The organism is Corynebacterium faecium, from assembly GCF_027257105.1.
GTDB classification, from domain to species: Bacteria; Actinomycetota; Actinomycetes; order Mycobacteriales; family Mycobacteriaceae; genus Corynebacterium; species Corynebacterium lehmanniae.
The window spans coordinates 57757-80064 of record NZ_JAPYJX010000004.1; the positions used below are offsets into that span (position 1 = coordinate 57757).

The 22308-nt window shown below is 65.3% G+C and carries 22 protein-coding genes and 7 tRNA genes; 18 read left to right on the forward strand and 11 right to left on the reverse strand.

The window, feature by feature from the left end; translation table 11 throughout:
- The first annotated feature begins 105 nt into the window (after positions 1-105).
- On the forward strand, positions 106-2031 hold the full coding sequence (gene dxs / locus O5O53_RS05210; protein WP_181888551.1) for a 1-deoxy-D-xylulose-5-phosphate synthase: 1926 nt from the start codon (positions 106-108) through the stop codon (positions 2029-2031).
- Between the two features lie 7 nt (positions 2032-2038).
- Here the strand turns inward: dxs and O5O53_RS05215 are convergent, their stop codons facing one another.
- Together O5O53_RS05215 and O5O53_RS05220 are read right to left on the reverse strand one after the other, a co-directional pair.
- The gene (locus O5O53_RS05215) at positions 2039-3244 is read right to left on the reverse strand and encodes an HRDC domain-containing protein (protein WP_239306936.1); all 1206 of its coding nucleotides are present in this window, start codon (positions 3242-3244) and stop codon (positions 2039-2041) included.
- A gap of 12 nt (positions 3245-3256) precedes the next feature.
- Positions 3257-3871, reverse strand: coding sequence for a DUF3000 domain-containing protein (locus tag O5O53_RS05220; protein ID WP_236883496.1), 615 nt, complete (start codon positions 3869-3871; stop codon positions 3257-3259).
- A gap of 150 nt (positions 3872-4021) precedes the next feature.
- Between O5O53_RS05220 and hemQ the strand changes: the two genes are divergently transcribed.
- Positions 4022-4723, forward strand: a complete 702-nt coding sequence (hemQ, locus tag O5O53_RS05225; protein WP_181888549.1) for a hydrogen peroxide-dependent heme synthase — start codon at positions 4022-4024, stop codon at positions 4721-4723.
- A gap of 54 nt (positions 4724-4777) precedes the next feature.
- Here the strand turns inward: hemQ and msrB are convergent, their stop codons facing one another.
- Genes msrB through O5O53_RS05240 form a run of 3 tightly spaced genes read right to left on the reverse strand, consistent with a single transcriptional unit; the run spans position 4778 to position 7249 of the window.
- On the reverse strand, positions 4778-5179 hold the full coding sequence (msrB, locus tag O5O53_RS05230; RefSeq protein WP_269509621.1) for a peptide-methionine (R)-S-oxide reductase MsrB: 402 nt from the start codon (positions 5177-5179) through the stop codon (positions 4778-4780).
- Positions 5176-6423 (reverse strand): glycosyltransferase family 87 protein, encoded by a 1248-nt coding sequence (locus O5O53_RS05235; protein ID WP_269509623.1) that lies wholly within the window; start codon positions 6421-6423, stop codon positions 5176-5178. The genes msrB and O5O53_RS05235 overlap by 4 nt, the downstream gene beginning before the upstream one ends.
- Before the next feature lie 28 nt (positions 6424-6451).
- Positions 6452-7249 carry a pyrimidine reductase family protein gene (locus O5O53_RS05240; RefSeq protein WP_367616720.1) on the reverse strand — a complete coding sequence of 266 codons (798 nt, stop codon included), beginning with the start codon at positions 7247-7249 and terminating at the stop codon, positions 6452-6454.
- Between O5O53_RS05240 and O5O53_RS05245 the strand changes: the two genes are divergently transcribed.
- The gene (locus tag O5O53_RS05245) at positions 7229-8689 is read left to right on the forward strand and encodes a hypothetical protein (protein ID WP_239306931.1); all 1461 of its coding nucleotides are present in this window, start codon (positions 7229-7231) and stop codon (positions 8687-8689) included. The two genes, O5O53_RS05240 and O5O53_RS05245, sit on opposite strands and share 21 nt — an antisense overlap.
- Positions 8690-8691: 2 nt before the next feature.
- A complete protein-coding gene (locus O5O53_RS05250) occupies positions 8692-9666 on the forward strand; it encodes an asparagine synthase C-terminal domain-containing protein (protein ID WP_239306930.1) in 975 nt (324 codons plus the stop codon).
- A gap of 43 nt (positions 9667-9709) precedes the next feature.
- Here the strand turns inward: O5O53_RS05250 and O5O53_RS05255 are convergent.
- The 6 genes from O5O53_RS05255 to O5O53_RS05280 form a co-directional block, all read right to left on the reverse strand.
- Positions 9710-9785: transfer RNA gene (locus O5O53_RS05255), tRNA-Gly, on the reverse strand.
- 35 nt (positions 9786-9820) lie between these two features.
- Positions 9821-9892: transfer RNA gene (locus tag O5O53_RS05260), tRNA-Val, on the reverse strand.
- 15 nt (positions 9893-9907) lie between these two features.
- A tRNA-Cys gene (locus O5O53_RS05265) sits at positions 9908-9981 on the reverse strand.
- Between the two features lie 44 nt (positions 9982-10025).
- Positions 10026-10101: transfer RNA gene (locus tag O5O53_RS05270), tRNA-Gly, on the reverse strand.
- Between the two features lie 35 nt (positions 10102-10136).
- Positions 10137-10208: transfer RNA gene (locus tag O5O53_RS05275), tRNA-Val, on the reverse strand.
- Positions 10209-10227: 19 nt separating this feature from the next.
- Positions 10228-10303, reverse strand: a tRNA-Gly gene (locus tag O5O53_RS05280).
- A 236-nt stretch (positions 10304-10539) separates the two neighbouring features.
- Here O5O53_RS05280 and O5O53_RS05285 point away from each other — a divergent pair.
- The 14 genes from O5O53_RS05285 to ruvB all read left to right on the forward strand — a co-directional run bounded on the left by O5O53_RS05285 (position 10540) and on the right by ruvB (position 22294).
- Positions 10540-10611, forward strand: a tRNA-Val gene (locus tag O5O53_RS05285).
- Between the two features lie 258 nt (positions 10612-10869).
- A complete protein-coding gene (locus O5O53_RS05290) occupies positions 10870-11442 on the forward strand; it encodes a copper resistance CopC family protein (RefSeq protein ID WP_181888544.1) in 573 nt (190 codons plus the stop codon).
- A 9-nt stretch (positions 11443-11451) separates the two neighbouring features.
- Positions 11452-12036, forward strand: coding sequence for a copper chaperone PCu(A)C (locus O5O53_RS05295; RefSeq protein ID WP_269509625.1), 585 nt, complete (start codon positions 11452-11454; stop codon positions 12034-12036).
- 13 nt (positions 12037-12049) lie between these two features.
- On the forward strand, positions 12050-13267 hold the full coding sequence (locus O5O53_RS05300; RefSeq protein ID WP_269509627.1) for a Dyp-type peroxidase: 1218 nt from the start codon (positions 12050-12052) through the stop codon (positions 13265-13267).
- A 109-nt stretch (positions 13268-13376) separates the two neighbouring features.
- Positions 13377-15431 (forward strand): threonine--tRNA ligase, encoded by a 2055-nt coding sequence (thrS, locus tag O5O53_RS05305; protein ID WP_239306383.1) that lies wholly within the window; start codon positions 13377-13379, stop codon positions 15429-15431.
- On the forward strand, positions 15415-16023 hold the full coding sequence (locus O5O53_RS05310; RefSeq protein ID WP_269509629.1) for an ATP adenylyltransferase: 609 nt from the start codon (positions 15415-15417) through the stop codon (positions 16021-16023). Before thrS ends, O5O53_RS05310 begins: the two co-directional genes overlap by 17 nt.
- Positions 16016-16651, forward strand: a complete 636-nt coding sequence (gene pgsA / locus O5O53_RS05315) for a phosphatidylinositol phosphate synthase (protein WP_269509631.1) — start codon at positions 16016-16018, stop codon at positions 16649-16651. The genes O5O53_RS05310 and pgsA overlap by 8 nt, the downstream gene beginning before the upstream one ends.
- Entirely contained in the window at positions 16652-17596 is a 945-nt protein-coding gene (locus O5O53_RS05320) for a phosphatidylinositol mannoside acyltransferase (protein ID WP_269509633.1), read from the forward strand.
- A gap of 5 nt (positions 17597-17601) precedes the next feature.
- Positions 17602-18690: a glycosyltransferase family 4 protein gene (locus O5O53_RS05325; RefSeq protein ID WP_269510032.1), complete on the forward strand. Its 1089-nt coding sequence runs from the start codon at positions 17602-17604 to the stop codon at positions 18688-18690.
- Positions 18687-19142, forward strand: a complete 456-nt coding sequence (locus O5O53_RS05330; RefSeq protein WP_181888538.1) for a hypothetical protein — start codon at positions 18687-18689, stop codon at positions 19140-19142. The genes O5O53_RS05325 and O5O53_RS05330 overlap by 4 nt, the downstream gene beginning before the upstream one ends.
- Positions 19143-19208: 66 nt before the next feature.
- Positions 19209-19961, forward strand: a complete 753-nt coding sequence (locus O5O53_RS05335) for a YebC/PmpR family DNA-binding transcriptional regulator (RefSeq protein WP_181888537.1) — start codon at positions 19209-19211, stop codon at positions 19959-19961.
- A 101-nt stretch (positions 19962-20062) separates the two neighbouring features.
- On the forward strand, positions 20063-20596 hold the full coding sequence (ruvC, locus tag O5O53_RS05340) for a crossover junction endodeoxyribonuclease RuvC (RefSeq protein ID WP_181888536.1): 534 nt from the start codon (positions 20063-20065) through the stop codon (positions 20594-20596).
- A complete protein-coding gene (gene ruvA / locus O5O53_RS05345; RefSeq protein ID WP_181888535.1) occupies positions 20593-21207 on the forward strand; it encodes a Holliday junction branch migration protein RuvA in 615 nt (204 codons plus the stop codon). Before ruvC ends, ruvA begins: the two co-directional genes overlap by 4 nt.
- A gap of 10 nt (positions 21208-21217) precedes the next feature.
- Entirely contained in the window at positions 21218-22294 is a 1077-nt protein-coding gene (ruvB, locus tag O5O53_RS05350; RefSeq protein WP_181888534.1) for a Holliday junction branch migration DNA helicase RuvB, read from the forward strand.
- Positions 22295-22308 lie beyond the last annotated feature (14 nt).

The window sequence follows — 22308 nt, forward strand, 5'->3', positions numbered from 1 at the left end:
GGGACGAGAATTCGTCTAAAAGCCAGCGTGTAAACTAGCGTGAACGAAACGGCAGCTGCGCCCATTCGGGGCGCGCCCGATACGGCGAAGGAGTACGACAGGACTGTGGCACTGCTCGAGCATATTGCGACGCCAGCGGATGTCCGCAAGCTTTCTCCTGCGCAGCTCGATGATCTTGCGGATGAGATCCGTCAGATGCTGATCCAGAAGGTCTCCGCCACCGGCGGGCACCTCGGCCCAAACCTGGGTGTTGTGGAGATGACCATTGCGCTGCACTACATCTTCGATTCACCGAACGACCCGATTATTTGGGACACGTCCCACCAGTCGTACGTGCACAAGATCCTCACTGGGCGCGGCGGGCAGTTCGACACGCTGCGCAAGAAGGGCGGGCTTTCCGGCTACACCGCGCGCGCGGAGTCGGAGCACGATTGGACCGAGTCTTCGCACGCCAGCGCGTCGCTGTCCTACGCGGACGGCCTTGCAAAGGCGAAGGCGTTGATGGGACGGGACGGCGACAACGTTGTCGCCGTTGTGGGTGACGGCGCGCTGACCGGCGGCATGTGCTGGGAGGCGCTGAACAACATCGCGGCGGCCAACCGCAATGTCGTCATCGTGGTCAACGACAACGGCCGGTCCTACTCGCCGACCATCGGCGGGTTCGCCAACAACCTGACCAAGCTGCGCGACCAGCTTGCGGCGCTTCGCATGCAGCCGGCGTACGACGAAGTGATGGAGTCCGGCAAGAAGACGCTGAAGTCCATGGGCTGGGTGGGCGAGCGCACCTTTGACGCGCTGCACGCGCTCAAAGAGGGCGTGAAGTACCAGGTGCTGCCCACCGAAATGTTCCCGGAGCTGGGCATGAAGTACGTCGGCCCGGTGGAAGGGCACGACATTAAGAGCCTGCTCAACGCGTTCAAGTACGCCAAGCGCTACGAGGGCCCGCTGATCGTGCACGTGGTCACTGAGAAGGGCCACGGGTTCGCGCCGGCCGTGAACAACGTGGCGGACCAGATGCACTCCACGGGTGTGATTGACCCGGTGACTGGACGGTCTCTCGCCTCCTCTGAGCCGGGCTGGACCTCCGTGTTCACCAAGGAGTTGCTGCGCGCCGGCCATGAGCGAGACGACATTGTGGCCATTACCGCGGCGATGGCGGGCCCGACCGGCCTGCAGCCTTTTGCGGAGCAGTTCCCGGACCGCTTCTTCGACGTCGGTATCGCGGAGCAGCACGCCGTCGCATCCGCCTCCGGCATGGCCCTCGGCGGCCTGCACCCAGTCGTTGCGGTGTACTCGACGTTTTTGAACCGGGCGTTCGACCAGCTGCTGATGGATGTGGGGCTGATTAACCAGCCTGTGACGCTGGTGCTCGACCGCGCGGGTGTGACCGGGTCTGACGGCGCCAGCCACAACGGTGTCTGGGATATGGCAATCGCCTCCATTGTGCCGGGCATCCGCATCGCGGCGCCGCGCGACGCCGCCCGATTGCGGGAGGAGTTCTCCGAGGCAATCGCTGTCGATGACGGCCCGACGGTCGTCCGCTTCCCAAAGGGCGCTGTCGGCGCAGATATTGACGCGTTGGAGCGACTTTCCGGCGGCACGGACGTGCTGTCGCGCCTCGACGGAGAGGGCACCGAGGACGACATCGACGTGCTCATCGTCGCTGTCGGTGCGTTTGCGAAGTACGGCCTCGAGGTCGCAGAAGCGGTGCTTGCCGACGGCATCCGGGCAACCGTGGTTGACCCGCGCTGGGTCATCCCCGTCTCCTCGGACGTGCTGGAATTGGCTGCGGAAGCTGACCTGGTGGTGGTGTACGAAGACGGCGTGGTCCGCGGCGGCGTGGGATCCGCTGTTGCCGAGGCGCTCGCGGCTGCGGAAGTGGATACCCCGGTGCGGCAGCTCGCATTCCCGGACATCTTCCCGTTGCACGCTTCGCGTGGCGAGATCCTGCAGGAGTACGGCCTTGATCCCGCCTCCGCTGCAGCGCAGGTGCGCGAGTGGGCGGCCAGCCTGGCGGATCCCGAAAATTAGGTCAGCGCTAGACCAGTTCGAGCATCTCTGCGTGGGCTGCGGCCAAAATTGGCGCCGTAAGTTCCACCTGCCACGGCCGTGCCCCCGCCTTCTTTAGGGCCGAGGCTGCTTGGTGGGTGTCCCAAGCCGGCCCGTTGTCAGGTGCGTTCCACACCGTCTCGCGCAAAATTGCCGGTGTGAGCAAAATGTCGGGGCGAATGTCCAAGTCTTCTGCGCTGGCGGCGATGTCTTCGCGGCACAGCTGCAGCATTTGCCACGATTCTGGGTAGTGGCGCTCCCATCCGGACTTCGATGGCGTGCCGTTTGCGCGCGGGTCTTTGCGACGCGGCCACGTGGTGGGGTCAGCCGCCAGTGCGCGTTCCACCACGCCTAGCCAGCGCCGAACCTCCCGGGAGGGCATTCCCTTCCCTCCGACGGCCCGTGTCAGGCCGCGGGGTGAATCCGGCTCAGCGAGGGCGATATCGAGCAGCGCCCGGTTGGGCAGCAGGCGCCCTGGAGCGATGTCCCGCTGTTCGCTGATTTCCTCGCGTGCGTGCCATAGTTCGCGCGCCACTTGGAGGCCGGACTGGTCGCGCAGGGAGGAGATGCCCTTCATGTCGCGCCATGACTTCACAGGGCGCGGGGTAAGCGAGTAGACGGAGATGAGGTGCGCGAATTCCTCGAAGGCCCAGCGGAGTTTGCCTTCGGCGTCCAGCACCTCGGTGAGGGCCTCAGCGAGCTCGTTGAGGTACTCCACATCCAGCGCGGCGTAGTCCTGCCACGATTTGGGAAGCGGCGTGCGGGACCAATCCTCGTGCCCGTGGCCTTTCTCCAGTTCAACGCCGACGAAACGTTCGACCATCGCGGCGAGGTTCGGCCGGTCGTAGCCGACGAGGCGCGACGCGAGCTCAGTATCGAAAAGCACGCCGGGGTGGAGCCCGAGCAGCGCCAGGCTGCGCAGGTCTTCGCTCGCGGCGTGGATGATCCACTCCTGGCCGCCGAGCACAGGGGCGAAGATCTCGCGGACCTCGTCTCGGTGGCCTTCGGGGGCGATGAGGAACGTTCCCGCGCCTCGGCGCGCTACTTGCACGAGAAATGCGCGGTCGCCGTAGCGGAATGAGGAGGCGCGTTCGGTATCCACGGCGAACGGGCCGCGACCGTGCGCGAGTGCGCCCGCCGCCTCATGGAAGGCGGCGGGCGTGTCTACAAGGCGGTAGTCCAGCCGGGCACTCATCAAGAAAAGATATTAGCGCGAGCTGAGCTGGGCCACACCTTCCGGCGGTAAACCTGCCACGTGGGCGAGCACCTTGGAAAAAGCTTCCACGTGGTGCTGGAGGTCGGTGCCCTCCGCGGTCCAGGAGGCGCGCATCTCCAGCTGGTAGGCGCGCGGCGGCCCGCCGATCTCGCCGAACCGCACCGAAGCGGTCGAGGTCACCGTGCCGCCGAGGTTGGTGTGGCGTGCACCGGTTTCTGCGAGCGACTCGTTGAGCCACTGCCAGGCCACGTCAGGCAGAAGCGGGTCGGAGGCCACGGCGTCGTCCATGTCGGCCTGAATGTAGGCCACCAGACGCATGGTGCCTTCCCACGCCTCTTCAGCGGCGGGGGAGTGCAGCAGGATTAGGCGTCCGAACGCGTCGCCTTCAGAGTCCACCGGGACGTTTTCCTCGTCAGCGTGCGCGACTTCGAGGCCAACGGCGTGGCTGAACGGCGCGGGGCGCTGTGGCGGGCGGATGGTGCCCAGGGTGATCTCTGGGCGCAGGCGCGCCGCGTGCATGGATTCGACGGCCGCGCTGAACTCTGCGGGCCAGGAATCGCTGTTGCCGTGGTCGTCCCTGTTGCTGCCCGCGCCGCCGGCGGACATGGGGGAGGTGGTGTCCGGTTTCATCACAGGGTCAAACGTATCCAGCAACCGGCGCCGTTGGGGGAGGCGCGCCGTGAGCGGCAGAACCTACGGCGTAGAATGTTCTCCGACTTTTGTTTGATCTGCCTTGCGGCAGGAAAGGGGCAAGACATGGCCAAGCTCGACTTTGACAAACTCAACGCCACGCAGCGGTTTTTGCAGTTTGCGGTGTTCCGCGCAGTTCCTGGTGCTCTTGGCGCCGAGCGCAGCGAGCTTATCGACGAAGCTCGCGCCTTTTTCACCAACCTTGAGCAGGAAGGCGTGGTCACTGTCCGCGGCATCTACGACAACACCGGGATCCGCGCCGACGCCGACTTCATGATCTGGTGGCACGCCGAGGAGTTTGAGCACCTGCAGAAGGCGCTCGCGGACTTCCGCCGCGAAACCGCGTTCGGGCAGAAGGTGGAGCTGAGCTGGATCGGCAACGGTCTGCACCGCCCTGCGGAGTTCAACAAGTCCCACCTCCCGAGCTTCATCATGGGCGAGGAGCCGGGGGACTGGATCACGGTCTACCCGTTCGTGCGCTCATACGACTGGTACGTGATGGACCCGCAGGAGCGCCGCCGCATCCTCGCGGAGCACGGCATGGCGGCCCGCGATTTCGCGGATGTGCGCGCCAACACCGTCGAGGCCTTCACGCTCGGCGATTACGAGTGGATGCTCGCCTTCGAGGCGCCGACGCTCGAGCGCATCGAGGCGTTGATGAAGACCATGCGCTACACCGAGGCCCGCCTGCACGTCCGCGAGGAGATCCCGTTCCAGACGGGCCGCCGTGTCGGCGACATCGGCGAAATTATTTCGGTGCTGCCCTAGGCGTGGGTAGACCGAAGGTGGCGTCGTAAAGCAATTGCTTTGACGGCGCCTTTTCTATGCTTCGTCGAGCGTCAGCGAAATCGAGTTGATGCAGTAGCGCAGGTCGGTGGGGGTGTCGAAACCCTCGCCGGCGAACACGTGGCCCAGGTGGGAGTGGCAGTTCGCGCACAACACCTCGGTGCGCACCATGCCGAGGGAGGTGTCCTCGCGCTCGATGATGGCGTCGCCCGCCAGTGGGGAGAAGAACGAGGGCCAACCGCAGTGGGCATCAAACTTCTCGGTTGAGCGGAACAGCTCAGCGCCGCACGCGCGGCAGCGGTACACACCCTCGGTGGTGGTGTTGGTGTACTCGCCGACGCCTGGGGGCTCCGTGCCTGCTTCCCGCAGGACGTGGAACTCCTCCGGGCTGAGCTTCTCGCGCCACTGCGCGTCGGTGAAGTCCTTGAAATTCGTCATCGCCCAATCCTTTCCTTCGGAGTGCGCCACAAGGTTGGGCTAAACAATACCCACGCAGCGCACGCCACAATAAACACGGCCCACCCAGCGGTGGGCAAAAACGTGTTGAGCCAGCTGCCGGTCAAAGGGTGCAACGAGCTGGACCAGCTCAAGGGCGACAGGCACAGCGCCGCGCCGAGCCAAGCGGGCCAGCTGCGCAGGGGGCTGTCCGGGTGGAACACCGTGAACAGGGCGGGAAACAACATCATTGAGTAGTACGCCTGGCCCAGGGAGGACAACAGGCACACTCCCGCGAGCAGCACACCGGAGCCCACGGCGAGATACAGCAGCTCCTGGCTGTGGCGCACGCGCACAAGACCGAGCACCGCTCCGGCGACCGCAGCGGCGAGGAGGAGGAACAGCAGCGCATGGGCCCAGCGGGGCATGCCGAAATAGACGGCGAAACCGGACAGGGAAGAGTTGGCGTAGTCGCGCGTGACCTTCAGATACGGCACCACCACGTCGAGGTAGTCGCGGGCGCCGGGCGTGAACGGCCACGCGATGAGGTTCATCACCACCGGGACGCCGATAGCGCCGAGCGCGGGGCGCCAGCGCATCTGCAGCAGCGGCAGCACCAGCAGCGGAGCGAACATCGGCTTGACCAAGATAGCCAACCCCAGTACCACACCGGCGGCGATGTCGCGGCGGGCAAGCAAGAGCGTGATAAAGGCCACCAGCGCGAGCAGGAGTATGCCGTTGATGTTGGAAAACACCAGCGTGTTGGTCACGGCTTCGGTGCAAAACGCCAGCGCAACGGCGACGGGAAACGTCGGCCCGGAAAGCGGGCGGCCTGCAAGCTTGGTCAGCCACGCTAAAGCGGCGATGATGCACGCGGCGTTGACGGCGATGAACAGCGGACGGGCCAGGTCTATGTCGGAAATCAGCCCCAGCGGCGACAGCAGCAGGGTCGCGCCCGGGTTGTACAGGTAGTGCGGATTGACGTGGCTGTAGACCTCGTTGTACACGGGGACGCGTTCCACAAACCGGCGCGCTGCGGACCACACGGTGGTGAAGTCGTCCGTCACCGAGCCCGCGCGCGCGAGGAGGAACAGCCGGTGGAGCACCAGAAGCACCGCGACAGGCCAGGCGGCAGCGGCGATCGCGGGCGCGAGGCCCGCGCGCTCGTCGGCGGGCTGGGCCTGCACTGCAGTCGAACCCGGTGCAGGCTCTTCGGGGGCGCTTCGAGGCGGTGGGGTAGCAATCACGCGCCTAACCGTACCTGCCACGGTGCGGCTACCCTTCGCGCACGCTCCGGTAGCGCAGGAAGAGCATCGAGTCGCTTGTGGTGTGCGCCGCCTCGAGGATGAAAGCGTGGTCTGAAGGTGTGTCTGCTTCACCGAATAGGCGTAGTTCAGACGGCTGCACCGCGCGCGGGCTGACGGTGTAGTGGAATACATCTACTTCGCTGGCACCGATGAGTTGGGTGTTTAAGCTGGGGCCGCCCTCGCAGACGATGCGGGCCAACCCCCGTGCGTGCAGTGCGGCAACGACTGCGGAGACGTCTTCGCCCTCCACGGGCACAATCACGCCACCCGCCTGCTCGATCTCCCGCGCGTGTTCAGACACCTCCGTATCGCCCAGGACGTCTTCGGGCACCGCGAACAACGGCGGCGTACGTGTGTCCGTAAACAGCTGCGTTGCAGTGTCGAACTTCAGGCTCTTGGTCACCACGACAATCGGGGGAACTTCCGCTTGTCCCCGTCCGCGCCGAGCCTCGCGCTGCTGTGCGGTGGTACGCACGCCGAAGTAGTTCTCTTTGCGCGCGGTCTCGGCACCGACGAGCACCGCATCTGACCAGATGCGCAGTGCGTTCAGCAGCGCGAAATCGGTGTCGTTGCCCAAGCCGGAAGAAGTTCCCTTGCTTGTGGCAGCTCCGGTCAGCGCCGCAATGCCCATAAGGCGAGTCTCTCGCGTTCCGGGCGGCTTAACCGGACCGATGAGAAGTTCCGGATCAAGGGATTGAGGTCGCTCGTTCATTACACTTGCTTCCAGTCTGTTGAAGGGGATGTTGTGCAACCTACCGGAAACCATTTTGACCTCGACGCGGCAGCCGTCGCTGCACGGAATGGCTGGATTGCGGACTCGGAGGCATCCGAGTTCTATTCGCTCCTGTTCGACCGCTCGGATACAAGCCACTGGAAAGACAACCTCGCGGCATCCGCGCAGGCCGCGTTCGCGTCGACTGCGGACAGAGCAACTGAGATGGTCTGGTTCGAGCCGTTTTTGAACATGGTCACCGACGTTTGTTGGCAAGCCCGGGAGCGGGGACTTGGGGCGCACGAGCCGCAGCGCGTACGTCGACACGGCAGTGTGGAGCAACCGCGCCTGCTGTATTTGGCAACTGCGCTGATTGAGCTGCAGCTGTACCGGTTCGACTTCAACTACGACGGCATTTTTGAAGTGCTCAGCCGCGCAGACGACGCTCCACTGCAGGTCGGTCCGTACGACCTCAACGGCATCTACCTCACGTTCGCGCAACTCAGCGCCGGCAAGCGGATTGTCCCGTCCGAGCTCTTTTCCTCCATCGGCCTAGACCCGGAAAGTCCGACAAACCTCTCGCGGCACCTGGACCGTGTGCCGGTCAAGCTTCGCCACCTCCTGCTGCACGGCCTGTGGCTGTTTCCGTTCCGCTTCTACGGGGTGGAGATGCTGATTCTGGCTGAATCCCTGGTCAAGTCGGACCCCAAGGACGGCAATGCGTACTACCGGATGGGGGAGGCCTACCGCAGGATCGCCGCGGCAACGCAGTGGGATTTTGAGAAGGGGCCGACCGCGACCCACACGCTTGAACTGGAACAAACCCTCAGCGCCGACCCGACGCTGCTGGAAGACCAGAATTACTGTTACCGGCGCGCCGTGGAATCTCTGGATATGGCAATTCGTGTGCTGGACCCGCAGCAGCTTGCCCGCCACGAGGAGTACAAGAACTACCGTCTGCTTGTCTCCACCGAGTGGCAGGTGCAGACAGCCATCCGCAGTGCCGTCGAGCGGCAGGTAGCTTCCGTGGACGAGAAAGTACAGGCACTGTCTCGCCAGCTCGAGTCAGAGTCGAACCAGCTGGTGTGGAAATCCGTGGAAGTGCTGTCGCTGTTCGCTGCACTGATGGGCTTGTTGATCACCAACATCAGCGTGCTGGGCATCGACAGCATCTCCACTTTCGAACGCATCGGATTGATCGGCATGATGGCGTTCATCATGGTGGGTTTCTTCCTCCTAGTGCGCAACACCGTATTCCGGGTGCGCGAAGGCCGCGAAGCGCCGGAGGAGGTCCGCACGAAGGCCCAGAAATTCTGGCTACGGCGTCCCCGCAAGACGGCCGAGCTCCAAGGGCGAATCACGGAGCTGGAGCGTGAAATCGAGCGGATGAGGAACACCAACTATCAGCTGGCACCGTTCCTAGACAGCGCCTCCGGCGAGCAACGACGCACCGGTACGCAGCTTTCCGACGGCTACCGCGAAAGGACAACGTAGCTATGCACGACATCACCGGGGCAGCGCTCGAATACGTTGCAGACGAACGGGAACTGACGAAAGGCCCCTACGACATCGCCGACGCCGGCGAAGCGGCCGCCGCCATCGACCACTACCTCCGCGCACGCGTCACCGCCGCCGTCGCCCGCAACGCGGGGCGGCCCGTGCTCCAACTCTCCGGCGGCATCGATTCCATCCTGCTGGCCACCTACGTGGCCGAGGTCGCGCCGGGCACGTTGGCCGTGACCTACAGCCAGCACACGGAGGACCAGGAAGTGGGGAGGGCGGCAGCCGTCGCAAAGCAATGCGGCCTCGAGCACGTGATTGTTCGCCCCACCGACGAAGACTTCGAGCGGCTTCTCGCGCGGGTCGTGCGGGCTCTCGAGTTCCCGGAGCCGTGGGAGATCTCGGCGGGTGCCGTGTTGAAGGCTATCGACGGCGCTTCGCACGACCACGGCGCCGAAGGCGTACTGCTTTCCGGAGCCGGGGCCGACGCGCTGTTCATGGGCGGGCACACGGTGGCTCCCGCGGCGGGGGAGAGCCTCGTTGACGCGTGGGATGCGGCGCTGCGGGCAAACGTCGCTAAGAACTTCAAGCGCGAACGTTTTGTGCCGGACTTCTACGAGCGGCTCTTGGAGGATCCCGAGCGGCACGTCCAGATCTGGCAGACCCACGCGGCGGTTGAGCTCGCACAGCGCATCCACCCGTCGCTGGTGCAGCCCGATGATAGTGGCCACGACAAGTACATCTTCCGCAAGCTCGCGGTGGATCGGGGAGTGCCGGAAGAAGTGGCGTTCGCGCCGAAGAACCCGATGCAGGTGTCCTCCGGGCTCGTTGGCGCCATTGTGGATGCCGCCCGCCGCCAGCTTGCGCGCGACTTCGGGCAGCGCACGTACTCGTCGCCGCTGGACGAGCCGCTGGGTTTCACCGTTGCCCGGCTGTATCTGCAACGCTTGGAGGCAGGGGAGCGCGAATAGCAAAAAGGGGCCCACCGAGAGGGTGGACCCCTTTTTGTTGAAATGGAGCGGATGACGAGACTCGAACTCGCGACCCTCACCTTGGCAAGGTGATGCGCTACCAACTGCGCTACATCCGCATTGCTATTCAGTTGACGAGGGCGTAAACCCTCTGTGCGCGATACTGGGATCGAACCAGTGACCCCTACCGTGTCGAGGTAGTGCTCTACCGCTGAGCTAATCGCGCAAGGCTATTGCAGCTTGGAGGTGGATACGGGAATCGAACCCGTGTACACGGTTTTGCAGACCGTTGCCTAACCACTCGACCAATCCACCGTGGAGTTACCTCCGAAGTATTCGGCTTTAAACCCCGAAGTACTTGGAGCGGATGACGAGACTCGAACTCGCGACCCTCACCTTGGCAAGGTGATGCGCTACCAACTGCGCTACATCCGCATTGCTATTCAGTTGACGAGGGCGTAAACCCTCTGTGCGCGATACTGGGATCGAACCAGTGACCCCTACCGTGTCGAGGTAGTGCTCTACCGCTGAGCTAATCGCGCCCATGTTCCTCTGGGGAACTGGAGCGGATGACGAGACTCGAACTCGCGACCCTCACCTTGGCAAGGTGATGCGCTACCAACTGCGCTACATCCGCATGCGTTCCGCGCTGTCCGCGTTGAACGCGAGAACAAACCTTATCCGCATACCGCCCGCTGTTACAAATCGCCATGTCACGGCCATTTTGAGGGGGATAAGCGTGAATTACGTTGGTGCAATTTGGCCCGCGGTGCATTCGCTTGTCGACGCCCCCGCTGTCGGCAATCCCTGTTACCGCCAATGACCAGCCGATTCGGTACTTTCGGGTGCGGCGTGTAATCTCATTCCTCGTTCGGTCCTATGGCTCAGTGGAAGAGCGTTCCGTTCACACCGGAAAGGTCGCTGGTTCGATCCCAGCTAGGACCACAGAGAAAGCCCCAGGTTGGAAACAGCCTGGGGCGCTTTGCGTTTGCCCACTAAACGACGATATCGGCATTTGCGGGTCCGGCCCGTGGAAAAGCCCAGGTCGCGTCTCGGCCTCGACGGTAATCGCCGATATCGTCGTTTGGGTTGGGTTGCCCGGTTCATAGTTTTGGGGCGGGTGTGACGGGAACTAACGTGGATCTGGATACGACTAGTGCTCTTAGCGCCAGTCGGCGCGTTGGTTCTATTTGAGGAGGCACCATGCTCATCCCGGCAGCATTCACACGAGGTGGCGCGGTCGCTGCCGCAGCGGCCACTGCGACGTTGGTTGCGGCAGCTCCGGCTTTCGCACACGATTCCGTGATTGGCTCGGACCCTGAGGACAAAAGTGTGGTCAGCGAGTTCCCCGATGCTGTGACGCTCGAGTTTTCCGGGGAGATCCAGGACGGCTTCAACACTGTGGCGCTTTCCCGCGAGGTCAACGGGCAGTCCGAGGTTGTCTACTCGGGCGAGCCAGAGATCGACGGCCGGTTTGTCACCCTCGACCTTCCGGCAGACCTGGATGCGCAGGCGGGCGACTACAAGGTCGGCTACCAGATCGTGTCCTCCGACGGTCACTCGACGAAGGGGATGACCTCGTTCAGCTTCAACCCGTCTGGCGAGGCGACCGCGGACGCGAGCAAGGATCCGGTCGTTGACGCGGCAGACGGCATGAGCACCACCATGAAGGTGCTGCTCGCGCTGGCGGGCGTGCTGGTCGTCGCCGGTGCCGGCTTCGGTGCGCTGGCCAAGAGCCGCCGAATCTCCGAAGCCGACCCGGATACGCAGAAGTAGGCGATGCCCGTGAACAAGCGAATTGCCGCCCTCACCGCGGCGGCCGCTCTGGTGCTTGCCGGCTGCAGCGACGAAGCTGCCTCGGAGGATCCCACCGGCAATTCCGCGAGCACTGCCCCGGCCGCGGACCTGACGGGTAACGCGGTCACGTTGGAAAGCGGAGCTGTCCGGGCTAAAGCCGCGAAGGATGCCGCAGATGGCAGCGACATGACCTCTATCTTCGGCACCCTGCACAACAACACTGACAAAGACATCACTGTGGTGGGATTCACCACCTCGCTCGGCGAGGCGGACTACCAGATCCACGAGGTTGTCGACGGGATGATGCGTCAAAAGGACGGCGGTTTCGACATCCCCGCGGGCGGCACCCACGAGCTGGCACCGGGCGGCGACCACTTCATGGTGATGGGCTACGCGCCGGCCATCGAGGCAGGCGACACCATCGATGTGACCCTGCTGCTGGAAGGCGGCGCGACCGCGACCGTGTCCGATGTTGCCGTGCGCACCATGCTGTCTGGCGACGAAAGCTACGGCGACCTCGGCGAGCACGCCGACCACGCCGAGCATGCCGACCACGCTGAACACAAGCACTAGAGGAGGATGCGTCATGCCGGGTGTGAGCCGGCGGGGGTTTTTGGCGGGGACGGCTGGTGTGGCCGGGGTGGCGTCGACAGGCATGCTGCTGGCGGCGTGCGATAACGAGCCGAGCAACTCCGAGCCGAACACTGAACCGTTGACGGAGGCGTCCGTCGCCTTCGACGGTGCCCACCAGGCTGGCATCCAGACGCCGACGCAGGCGTCGCTCAACCTGGCCGGGTTCAACCTCAAGGACGGGGTGGACGCTGCTGGCGTCGTCAGGCTGATGCGCCTGTGGACCGAAGACGCCCGCGAGCTGACCGCCGGCCGCAACCCGCTGTCCAGCCTGGAGCCGGAGATGGTGAAGTGGCCCGCCAACCTCACCATCACCTGCGGGTTCGGTGAGCGCGTTTTCGATATTGCGGCGCCGGATCAAAAGCCGGTGTGGCTGCACGACATCCCCGCGATGCCGCGCGAAGAGCTGCGGCCGGAGTGGGGCCAGACCGACCTTGTGCTGCAGATCTGCTCCGACGACCCTGTGATGAGCGCCTGGGCGCTGCGCCACATGACGCGCGCCGGCATGGATTACGTGGAGACCGCCTGGCTGCAGCAGGGGTTTGTGAACGCGTTCGGCTCCATCCCCAAAGGCCAGACGCCGCGCAACCTCTTCGGCCAGGTGGACGGCACCGTCAACCCGCGCTCGGACGAGGACTACGCCGAGCAGGTCTTCGCGGACGACGGCTCGTCGTCGCTGGTGGTGCGCCGCATCGCAATGGACCTCGACGATTGGGAGCGGCTGGACCGCACCTCACGCGAGGTGGCGGTGGGGCGAAAGCTTTCCGACGGCGCCCCGCTGACCGGCGAGGACGAGTTTGATGCGCCGGACATGGAGGCGCTGGACGAGTACGGGCTGCCCGTGATCGACAAGAACTCCCACATAGCGCGCGCCATGCCGCCCGCGGACCACCCGGAGCAGAAGTTTTTGCGCAGGCCGTACAACTACTCGCTGCCGCCGGCGCCCGGCGAGCTGTCTGACGCGGGCCTGGTCTTCTTGGCCTACCAAAAGGACCCGGATGTCCAGTTCACTCCTGTGCTGCAACGGCTTTTGGAGGTGGACCGCCTCAACGAATGGACCACGCACATCGGGTCAGCGGTGTACTGGATCCCGCCGGGCACACGTAAGCCCGGTGGTGAGGCAAGTGGCGACGCGTACTGGGGCGAAACAGTACTTTCTGGCGCCCGGGGGTAGAATCCCTGGCGTCCGGCGCGCCATCTGCGCCGTCGGGAGAGAACGTAGAAGATGGGCGGCGTCCAGGTATGACGCAGCCCAGTGACGCGCAAAGGAGCGCACGACAGATATGTCTACCGAAGCAGCAGTCGAGTTCGCACCGTTCGAGGTTCCCGCCGGCACCGCCGTCGGCGCCGCCATGCGGGAGCTGAACCTGCCGAACAAAGGGGAGGACGCCGTCGTGTGCGTCCAGGACGAAGCGGGCGAGCTGAAAGACCTCTCGCACGTCCCCGAGGCCACCGCGACGTTCACACCGGTGCCGGCAAACACTGAGCTCGGCCGCTCCGTGATCCGCCACTCCTGCGCCCACGTGCTCGCCCAGGCCGTGCAGGCCGAGTTTCCCGGCACCAAGCTGGGCATCGGTCCGGCCATCAACGACGGCTTCTACTACGACTTCGATGTTGCGGAGCCGTTCACGCCCGAGGATCTGAAGACGCTGGAAAAGCGGATGAAGAAGATCATCAAGCAGGGCCAGAAGTTCGTCCGCGGCGTCTACGCCTCCGCGGAGGAGGCCGCGGAGGACCTCAAGGACGAGCCGTACAAGCTCGAGCTGATTAACGACAAGGGCAACGTCGACCCTGACTCCGACGAGGCCACCGAGGTCGGCGCCGGAGAGCTGACGCACTACGACAACGTCAACCCGCGTACGAACGAGGTGGAGTGGCACGACCTGTGCCGCGGCCCGCACGTGCCCACCACGAAGTACATCCCGGCGTTCGCGCTGACCCGCTCGTCCGCCGCCTATTGGCGCGGCGACCAGAACAACGCCGGCCTGCAGCGCGTCTACGGCACCGCTTGGGAGTCCAAGGAAAAGCTCGAAGAGTACATGACCATGCTCGAGGAGGCGGAAAAGCGCGACCACCGCCGCCTGGGCAACGAGCTGGACCTGTTCTCCTTCCCGGACGAGGTCGGTTCCGGCCTGCCGGTGTTCCACCCGGACGGCGGCATCGTGCGCATGACCATGGAGCAGCACTCGCGCGAGCGCCACGTCGCCGCCGGCTACTCCTTTGTCAACACCCCCCACGTGACCAAGGGCGACCTGTTTAAGAAGTCGGGCCACCTGGACTGGTACGCCGACGGCATGTTCCCGCCGATGAAGCTCGATGGCGAGGTCGACGAAGACGGCAACGTGACCAAGCAGCCGGTGGACTACTACACCAAGCCGATGAACTGCCCGATGCACAACCTCATCTTCGACTCGCGCGGGCGTTCTTACCGCGAGCTGCCGCTGCGCCTGTTCGAGTTCGGCACCGTCTACCGCTACGAGAAGTCCGGTGTGGTCCACGGCCTGACCCGCGCCCGCGGCTTCACGCAGGACGACGCCCACATTTACTGCACCGAGGAGCAGCTCGAAGAAGAGCTGACCAGCGTGCTGGAGTTCATCATCTCCCTGCTGCAGGACTACGGACTGGACGACTTCTACCTGGAGCTTTCCACCAAGGACCCGAACAAGTACATCGGCGACGACGAGATCTGGGAGCGCTCCACCAGCATCCTGGAATCCGTGGCGAAGAAGTCCGGCCTGGAGCTCGTTCCGGACCCGGCGGGCGCCGCGTTCTACGGCCCGAAGATTTCCGTGCAGGCGCGCGACGCCATCGGCCGCACCTGGCAGATGTCCACGGTGCAGCTGGACTTCAACCTGCCCGAGCGCTTCGACCTGACGTACACCGCCTCGGACGGCTCGAAGAAGCGCCCGGTGATGATCCACCGCGCACTCTTCGGCTCCATCGAGCGATTCTTCGGCGTGCTGCTCGAGCACTACGCCGGCGCTTTCCCGGCCTGGCTGGCGCCGCACCAGGTGGTGGGCATTCCGGTGGCCGACGCGTTTGCGGACCACCTCGACGGTGTCATCGGTGCTCTGCGCGAGCGCGGCATCCGCGCCGAGGTGGACCACTCGGACGACCGCATGCAGAAGAAGATCCGCACCCACACCACCTCCAAGGTGCCGTTCATGCTCCTCGCCGGCGAGCGCGACGTGGAGGCGAACGCGGTGAGCTTCCGCTTCCTCGACGGCAGCCAGATCAACGGCGTGCCGGTCGATCGCGCGGTCGAGCTGATCACGGACTGGATCACCGCCAAGCGCAACGACCAACCGAGCGAGGACACCGTTGCAGCCGGCAACTAACGGGGAGACCTACGTCGATACCGGCGTGGGCGACCCGGACCGTCTTGCCCGTCTGTGGGCGCCGTACCGCTCCAGCTACATCACCCAGATGCCGGCGGGGGAGGAGACGGGGGAGGCCGAAGGATCGTCGAGAAGCACAGGCGATCCCTTCCTCGACATCCCGGAGATGAGCGACGAGGACGGATTGATCGTCGCGCGCGGGGAGACGGTGTACGCGGTGTGCAACCTGTACCCGTACAACGCCGGCCACCTGATGGTGGTGCCGTACCGCAAGGTCGCCGAGCTTGAAGCGCTCACCGACGCGGAGACAGCCGAGCTGATGGCGTTTGCGAAGCATGCGGTGAAAACACTCAAGCGAGTGTCTAAGCCGGAGGCGATCAACGTCGGGCTCAACCTGGGCAAGGCCTCGGGCGGGTCGGTGGGCGACCACCTGCACCTGCACGTGGTGCCGCGCTGGGCGGGCGACGCGAATTTTATGACCGTCATCGGCGGCACGAAGGTGCTGCCGCAGCTGCTGCAGGAAACGCGGGCGCTGCTAGCGGACGGCTGGCGCGAAGTCCACGAGACGGAATCAGGTGAATGCGATGCTTAGCGTGCACGGACGCAAACCCGCAGCAGTCGTGGTCGAACCGGTGGCCAAAGGGCTGCTGAAGATCGGCCTGACGCCGAACTCGACAACCGTAGCGGGCACCGCGCTGACGATGCTCACCGCGATGGTGCTCATCCCCACCGGACACCTGGTGTGGGCGGCGGTGCTCAGCCTGTTCTTCGCCGCCTTCGACATGGTCGACGGCACGATGGCCAGGCTGTGCGGCGGGGGCACCGCGTTTGGTGCGACGCTGGACGCGAGTTGCGACAGGCTTACCGACGGCGCGCTGTTCGGCGCGATCGCGATGTGGCTGATCTACGTCGCGGACGCGGCGCCGGTGAACGTGGCGGTGTGCCTAGCGGTCATCGTGCTTTCGCAGACCATCAGCTACATCAAGGCCCGCGGAGAGGCCGGCGGGCTCAAGATCGTCGGCGGGCTGATTGAACGCCCGGAACGGCTGATCCTGGGACTCGGCGGCCTTGCGCTGGAGGGCTTCGGTTTGCCGAACGCCGTGGTGGTGTCGCTGTGGATTTTGTTGGTCGGCTCTGTGATCACCGTCGTTCAGCGGCTGATGCTCGCCGGGCGCGACAAGGGGGCGGACGCGAAGATTGCGCCGCCGGCGGGAGCGTAAATGGCTTCCGTGCGGGAGCGAATTGTCGCCGCGGGCTACATCGCCGGCTGGATAATCGTCGGCGCGCTTCCGCAGCGACTGACCGCGCGGGCCGCGCAGTGGGCCGCTGACCGGGCCTCTGGCGACGGCGCGGGCATGGAGATGCTGCGGCGCAACCTCACCCGCGTGGTGGGGCCGGAGGATGTCACCCGGGAGTTGGTGCGCGACGCCATGCGCTCCTACGCGCGCTACTGGCTGGAGGCCTTCCGCCTGCCGCGAATGGTGGGCGACCCGGGGTTGAACGCTGCGCTTTCTGCCGGGGTGTCCGGCCGCGAGCACCTCGACGCCGCCGTGGCGCGAGGCAAAGGCGTTGTGCTCACGCTGCCGCACACCGGCAACTGGGACATGGCGGGAACGTGGCTGGCTGAAAACTATGGAGGGTTCACCACCGTCGCCGAACGGCTCGAGCCCGAAGCGCTGTTTGACGCCTTCGTTAAGTTCCGGGAGTCGCTCGGCTTCGAGGTGGTGCCGCTGACAGGGGGCGAGCAGCCCCCGTTCGAGCGGCTGAAGGAAGTGCTGTTAGACGGCGGGATCGTGTGCCTGCTGGGGGAGCGGGACTTCTCGCGCCACGGGGTGCCGGTGACGTTCTTCGGCGAGGAAACGACTTTTCCGGCGGGCCCGGCCAAGCTGGCGCAGGACACCGGCGCGACGCTGCTTGTGGCCCACTCCTGGTTCACGGGCACGTGGCGCAATCCCGGCTGGGGCTTCAGTATCTCCGCCCCGGTGGAGGCGGCAACGCTCGAGGACACGGCGCAGCGGGTGGCCGACCAGTTTGCAGAAAACATCGCCGCCCATCCGACGGACTGGCATATGCTGCAGCCGTTATGGCCCTCAGACAGGCCGCAGCCGAGCCGTCGCAGGGAGCTGGAGCGGCGGTCGCGCGAGCATCCCAAACGGAGGAGGTAGCCGAGGTGCGGATTGGTCTGGTGTGCCCGTATTCCTTCAACGTGCCGGGCGGCGTTCAAGCCCACGTGCTTGACCTTGCCGCCCAGCTGCGCACAATGGGCCACCACACCGAGGTACTCGGACCGGCCTCCGACAGCGTCGACCTTCCGGAGTGGGTGACCCGCGGCGGTATCGCCGTGCCGGTGCGCTACAACGGCTCGGTCGCGCGGCTGTCCTTCGGCCCTCAGGTGCGCCGCACCACGCGCCAGTTCGTCGAGCGCGGAAACTTCGACATCCTGCACGTGCATGAGCCGAACTCGCCGAGCTACTCCATGGCCGCGCTGCGCATGGCCACCGGCCCGATCGTGGCCACGTACCACGCCTCGGCGGATTCCTCGTACGCACTCAAACTTGCGTTGCCCGCGCTGCGCGGCAGTCTGGAAAAGATCCGAGCCGGTATTGCGGTCAGCGAGGAGGCGTGGCGCTGGCAGTCGCAGCAGGTGGGCACCGACCCCGTGATCATCCCCAACGGCGTGGACACCGCCCGGTTTGCGGCGGCGCGGCGCGTTTCGGGAAACCAGGCAAGGCCAGAAGTGGTCTTCCTGGGGCGATTGGACGAGCCCCGCAAGGGCCTGGAGGTGTTTTTGCAGGCTGTGGACCAGCTTCCGCAAAAGCCCCGGGTCACGGTTATTGGAGCTGGCGCGCCCCGCGAGGTCGAGGGCGTCGAATTTACGGGCCTGGTCTCCGAGGCGGAGAAGGCGGAGATCCTCGGTCGCACGGACATATTCGTCGCGCCGAACCTCGGCGGTGAATCCTTCGGGATCGTGCTCGTGGAGGCGATGGCCGCCGGCTGCGCCGTCGTGGCCAGCGACATTCCGGCGTTCGCCGCGGTCTGCGGCGAGGGTTCGGGGGTGTTGTTTCCTCCCGGCGATGCGTCGGCGCTCGCGCAGCAGTTGCAGTTGCTTATCGACGACGCCCCGCTCCGCGCCGACCTCGCCACCCGCGGCGTGAGGCGGGCCGAAGACTTCGACTGGTCCGTTGTGGCACGTCAGGTGCTGGCGGTGTACGAGGCTGTGTCGATCGGGGAGAAGGTCGGGGTGGAAGGATGGCTATGACTTTGGTGTGGATCGCCGTGGCGGTGGTGGTGACGCTGCTGGCTGCGTGGGCCTACAACACGGCGCAGCGGCTCAACCGGCTGCACATCCGGCTCGACCGTTCGCGCGACGCCTTGCAGGCGGCGCTGGACCGGCGCTGCGCTGTCATCGCTGCCATTTACCCCGAGCTTCGTTCCGCCGCGGAAGATGCGGAGCACGTCAGGATGACACCGCAGGACATACACACACGTCTTACGCAGGAGGAGCAACTCTCGGCCCAGGTGGCCGAGCGGATCGCAGGCAAGGAGGCGCCGGGCGCGCTCAGTGACGCGGACATCCGGGTTGAGCTGGCGACGCGGTTCTACGACGACGCTGTGGCGGATACGCGTGCGCTGCGCCTTCGGCCGTCGGTAAGCATCTTCCGCCTCGGAGGCACGGCGGCATTGCCACAGTTTGCGCGAGGTGACCGGTAAGAGCTTGATTGAGGCGGTGCGTATAATACCGTCTGTTACACGTCAACCGAGGAAAAGGGGTGCGTTATGTCGGGCCACTCAAAGTGGGCAACCACGAAGCACAAGAAGGCCGCAAACGACGCGAAGCGGTCGAAGTTGTGGGCGAAGATGATTAAGGACATCGAGGTCGCAGCACGAACCGGCGGCGGCGACCCGGCCGCGAACCCCACCTTGGACGACATGATCCGCAAGGCCAAGAAGGCCTCGGTGCCGGGCGACAACATCGAGCGCGCCCGCAAGCGCGGCTCCGGTGAGGAAGCCGGCGGCGCGAACTGGGAGACCGTGATGTACGAGGGGTACGGCGTCAACGGCGTCGCCGTGCTCATCGAGTGCCTGACGGACAACCGCAACCGCGCGGCCACCGAGGTGCGCACCGCTATGACCAAGAACGGCGGCAACCTGGGCGAGTCCGGTTCTGTCGGCTACATGTTCGAGCGCACTGGTGTGGTGACCATCCAGAAGGGTGAGCTCAGCGAGGACGACGTGCTCATGGCGGTGCTCGACGCCGGAGCTGAGGAAGTCAACGACCTCGGCGATGAATTCGAGATCACCTGCAAGCCGACCGACCTGCCGGCGGTGCGCGAGGCGCTCGGCGGCGAGGGCATTGAGATCGAAGACGCCGGGCAGGAGTTCCGTGCCGACGTTGAGGTCGAGGTTGACGCTGAGAGCGCGAAGAAGATGATGCGCATCATCGACGCCCTCGAAGACTCCGACGATGTGCAAAATGTCTACACCAACATGAGCATCTCCGACGAAGTGGCCGCGCAGCTCGAGGACTAGATCCGATTCGCGTAAACGCCCGTGCCGCTGACTGTGGCGCGGGCGTTTGCTGTGTCTACTGTGGTAGAACATATGTGTCACATGTGCGGAAAGGAGAGGCAATGTCGCTGGAGGGTCTGCGGGTCATGGGCATCGACCCTGGCTTGACGCGGTGCGGTCTTTCCGTGGTGCAAGCGGGACGTGGCCGCCAAATCATCCCCGTCGCCGTCGGCGTCGTGCGCACCCCGTCTACCGCGGAACTCGCGGAGCGTCTTTTGCGCCTCTCCCGCGCCGTAGGCGAGTGGATCGACGACTACCAGCCAGACGTCATCGCCATGGAGCGCATTTTCGAGCGGGGGAACGTCTCCACGGTCATGCACACCGCCCACGCTGTGGGCGTGATGGTGCTCGCCGCCGCGGAGCGCGGGATCCCGGTGCACATGTACACCCCGTCCGAGGTAAAGAAAGCCATCTCCGGCAACGGCAGGGCGGACAAGAAGCAGATGACTGCGATGATCACCCGCATTCTCGGACTGTCCGAGGCGCCGAAACCCGCGGATGCGGCAGACGCGCTGGCCATCGCGGTGTGTCATTGCTGGCGCGCCCCCTTGATCGCACGAACCAACCAGTTGACCATGAAAGCGGCGAACCAATGATTGATTCTCTCAACGGCGAAGTGCTCACCATCGGGCTCGACCACGCAGTGATCGAGTGCTCCGGCGTGGGCTACCGCTTCTTGGCCGCACCCCAGACGCTCGGACGTCTCACCCGGGGCGAGACATGCCGGGTGATGACGTCCATGGTGGTCAAGGACGACGGCGTGACCCTCTACGGCTTCGGTGACACGGACACCCGCGAGATGTTCCACAAGCTGCAGACCGTCTCCGGGCTGGGCCCCAAGCTCGCACTTGCCGCCCTTTCTGTCTTCGAACCGGGGGAGTTGTCCTCCCATATCGCGTCCGGGGACGTGAAGGCGATTCAATCCATCCCCGGTGTGGGCAAGAAGATGGCGGAGCGCATTGCCCTAGAGCTCAAGGACAAGGTGGAGGCTTTCGTGCCGGCGGGCGACGCTGCAGCTGCCGGCGGACCCGCCACTGCCGCAAAGGGCACTTCGCTGGTCTCCGAGCAGGTGGTCGAGGCTCTCGTCGGGCTGGGCTTCCAGGAGCGATCGGCAAGGCCGGTGGTGGATGCGCTGGTGCAGGAGAACCCGGACGAAGACGCGTCCGCGTTGCTGCGCCAGGCGCTGAGCCAGCTGGGCAAGAAGTAGGGAGGCAGCCGTGTCCGACGTGGAGAAGACAGAGTTTGAACTGCCGGACGGGTTCGCGGCGAAGCCGCCGTCGCCAGTAGACGCGCATGCGCAAGCAGACGAGCACGACATTGAGCGTTCGCTGCGCCCAAAGTCGATCAACGAATTTATCGGCCAGCCGAAGGTGCGCGAGCAGCTCAACCTCGTGCTCGCGGGCGCGCGAAGCCGCGGTGTGACCCCGGACCACATTCTGCTGTCCGGCCCGCCCGGCCTGGGCAAGACGACCATGGCCATGATCGTCGCGCAAGAGCTGGGCACCTCCCTGCGGATGACATCTGGCCCGGCCCTCGAGCGCGCGGGTGACCTCGCGGCAATGCTGTCCAATCTGATGGAAGGCGACGTGCTTTTCATCGACGAAATCCACCGCATCGCCCGCCCGGCTGAGGAAATGCTCTACATGGCGATGGAGGATTTCCGCATCGACGTCATCGTCGGCAAAGGCCCCGGTGCGACGTCGATCCCGCTGGAGATCCCGCCGTTTACCCTCGTCGGCGCCACCACTCGCGCCGGCATGCTCACCGGTCCGTTGCGTGACCGCTTCGGCTTTACCGCGCAAATGGAGTTCTACGACGTGGAGGACCTGACCAAGGTGGTCAGCCGCGCCGCGCAAATCTTGGGGGTCGGCATAGACACCGATGCCGCGGTGGAGATTGCCTCGCGCTCCCGCGGCACCCCGCGCATCGCTAACCGTCTGCTGCGGCGCGTGCGCGATTTCGCGGATGTGCACGGCGACGGCCATGTCGACCTTGGTGCCGCGCGCTCGGCGCTGAGCGTGTTCGACGTGGACGAGCTCGGCCTTGACCGGCTGGATAGGGCGGTGCTGGACGCGCTGATCCGCGGTCACGGCGGGGGACCGGTGGGAGTGGGCACGCTCGCCATCGCGGTCGGTGAGGAGCCGGGCACTATTGAAGAGGTGTGCGAGCCCTACCTCGTGCGCGCCGGCCTGATGTCGCGCACCGGTCGTGGGCGGGTGGCCACGGCGGCGGCGTGGGAGCACCTGGGGCTGCAGGCGCCGCCGGACGCACCGGGCCAAATGTCGCTCTATTAAGGCTGACACGGACC

Excerpts from the sequence above, each read along its gene's own strand:
- O5O53_RS05215 (WP_239306936.1), bottom strand. The coding sequence starts at position 3,244 with ATGAGTGCCCGGCTGGACTACCGCCTTGTAGACACGCCCGCCGCCTTC.
- O5O53_RS05220 (WP_236883496.1), bottom strand. The coding sequence starts at position 3,871 with ATGTCCGCCGGCGGCGCGGGCAGCAACAGGGACGACCACGGCAACAGC.
- hemQ (WP_181888549.1), top strand. The coding sequence starts at position 4,022 with ATGGCCAAGCTCGACTTTGACAAACTCAACGCCACGCAGCGGTTTTTG.
- msrB (WP_269509621.1), bottom strand. The coding sequence starts at position 5,179 with ATGACGAATTTCAAGGACTTCACCGACGCGCAGTGGCGCGAGAAGCTC.
- O5O53_RS05240 (WP_367616720.1), bottom strand. The coding sequence starts at position 7,249 with ATGGTTTCCGGTAGGTTGCACAACATCCCCTTCAACAGACTGGAAGCA.
- O5O53_RS05250 (WP_239306930.1), top strand. The coding sequence starts at position 8,692 with ATGCACGACATCACCGGGGCAGCGCTCGAATACGTTGCAGACGAACGG.
- O5O53_RS05290 (WP_181888544.1), top strand. The coding sequence starts at position 10,870 with ATGCTCATCCCGGCAGCATTCACACGAGGTGGCGCGGTCGCTGCCGCA.
- O5O53_RS05300 (WP_269509627.1), top strand. The coding sequence starts at position 12,050 with ATGCCGGGTGTGAGCCGGCGGGGGTTTTTGGCGGGGACGGCTGGTGTG.
- thrS (WP_239306383.1), top strand. The coding sequence starts at position 13,377 with ATGTCTACCGAAGCAGCAGTCGAGTTCGCACCGTTCGAGGTTCCCGCC.
- pgsA (WP_269509631.1), top strand. The coding sequence starts at position 16,016 with ATGCTTAGCGTGCACGGACGCAAACCCGCAGCAGTCGTGGTCGAACCG.
- O5O53_RS05320 (WP_269509633.1), top strand. The coding sequence starts at position 16,652 with ATGGCTTCCGTGCGGGAGCGAATTGTCGCCGCGGGCTACATCGCCGGC.
- O5O53_RS05330 (WP_181888538.1), top strand. The coding sequence starts at position 18,687 with ATGACTTTGGTGTGGATCGCCGTGGCGGTGGTGGTGACGCTGCTGGCT.
- O5O53_RS05335 (WP_181888537.1), top strand. The coding sequence starts at position 19,209 with ATGTCGGGCCACTCAAAGTGGGCAACCACGAAGCACAAGAAGGCCGCA.
- ruvC (WP_181888536.1), top strand. The coding sequence starts at position 20,063 with ATGTCGCTGGAGGGTCTGCGGGTCATGGGCATCGACCCTGGCTTGACG.
- ruvA (WP_181888535.1), top strand. The coding sequence starts at position 20,593 with ATGATTGATTCTCTCAACGGCGAAGTGCTCACCATCGGGCTCGACCAC.